At 55.3% G+C, this 1,511-nt stretch carries 1 protein-coding gene; it reads right to left on the minus strand.

Annotated elements, in window-relative coordinates; translation table 11 throughout:
- Positions 1–9 precede the first annotated feature (9 nt).
- A complete protein-coding gene (locus FHK95_RS19940; RefSeq protein WP_150306373.1) occupies positions 10–1,398 on the minus strand; it encodes an IS4 family transposase in 1,389 nt (462 codons plus the stop codon).
- Between the last annotated feature and the right edge of the window lie 113 nt (positions 1,399–1,511).

Genomic DNA, 1,511 nt, shown 5'->3' on the forward strand with positions numbered 1-1,511 from the left:
GAATGGCACTTACTTAACCTTCTTTGGGTGTCCATTCCTTGCTACTTGTTTGCGGGCGAGGGGTCTGGGCTGAGTTAGCAGCGGGAAGGTTCTCGGTCGTCGCTTGATTGCTCTGGGCTCGATTCTTTGGGGGCGATTACCCACCCGTTGCTCAGCAATGAGGAAGAATAACGATGCCAGGTAGTCTTCGTCGCTCCCGTCAGCATTGCTCTGTCGCCATGCATTCCAGAGTTGCAGGGTATGCTTGAAGCTTAACTCGCGCGGTAAACAGTCTCCCAGCAAGGCAGACTGAGACATTAACAACCGAATCAGATTATGCGCCAGCACGTACACCCAGAGCTCCTTGATAGCCATGCTGGGGGTTTTACAGCTCAGGGTGTCTAGCCCGAGCGTACTTTTCAGGTTGCGTAGATCAAGCTCAACATGCCAGCGGCTGCGGTACAGTTTGTTGAGTTCAGCTTTCGGCACATGTTTGGCGTTCAACAACGTGGTTACCAGGACCTTGCCGCCGCAAAACAACTCCCGCACCGTCAGGGATTCAGGCGCCTGGTCATAATATTCGCGACTCATCCAGTCGGGCTTTTGCTTTGGCTTGGTTATCTCAATGAGGTGGTCCTTTGGCCCCAGAGACCGGCCCTGCTCAAAGTTTGTCGAACGCTGGCGTACACCGTGTTGCTCGAATACGCCATCCACTTGTCGACGCTGCAACTCGACAAACAGAAAATAGGTTGCATAGAACGAATCGCCCAGCAGAATGCCGCCCGCGCTGAGGGTAGAAAGCATGCCTCTCAGCAGCGTTTGCTCGTCTCCTCCCTTGCCGCGACACCGGCCAACAGCGGCATTCAGCACAGCGCCACTGGCCAAGCAGACGATGCCAACCAGCCGACACTGAGGAAAACCCAGGCCGGGCTTCTGGCTACGCGGCTGTGGATAGGCCTCCTGATTGGCCTGCGTATCGGGCATGCTAATCGTGGTTCCGTCTACCAGGCGGACCGGTCTGCCGTTCCACTGCCAGGTCTGCGGAACGGCATCCGCCATTAGTCGTCCTGTCTGGCAGCACAAAGTGGAAACCATTCCTGTAGGTAACCGTTGCCGTGCGCGGCAGTAGGCACCTGTCCGGGTGCTGCAGGTGTTGAGGCCATGCTTCACGCGGTCCACTACCGTATCGTTCACGACCTTTTGACAAGACGCATCAGCACTCATGGCTTGGGCCAGGAATAGAGAAAGTGTTTCGGTTGGCGGGAAAAGTCTTTCACGATGCCGAGGAATAAGCGGCTCAACCGAGTCAAGCAGCTTCGGGTCGGAAAGCAGGTCAAAAAAAGTGTAAGAATCAGCCTCTTTAGCGTGGCGCTGAGCGCACCGTTGTTGTTGGATCGCGGCTCGGCGTCTAGGATGCATAGAAGGCTGGCTCCGGTGTTGTCGGGTGATGGTTTCGTCGCTTTCACCATACGACCCTGAGTCAGCCTTTTTATATCCATTTCAATTGGTTAGCGCTTAAGTAAGTGCCATTC

Origin of the sequence: Pseudomonas saliphila (genome assembly GCF_008638345.1) — a bacterium.
In the GTDB taxonomy this organism is placed as follows: domain Bacteria; phylum Pseudomonadota; class Gammaproteobacteria; order Pseudomonadales; family Pseudomonadaceae; genus Halopseudomonas; species Halopseudomonas saliphila.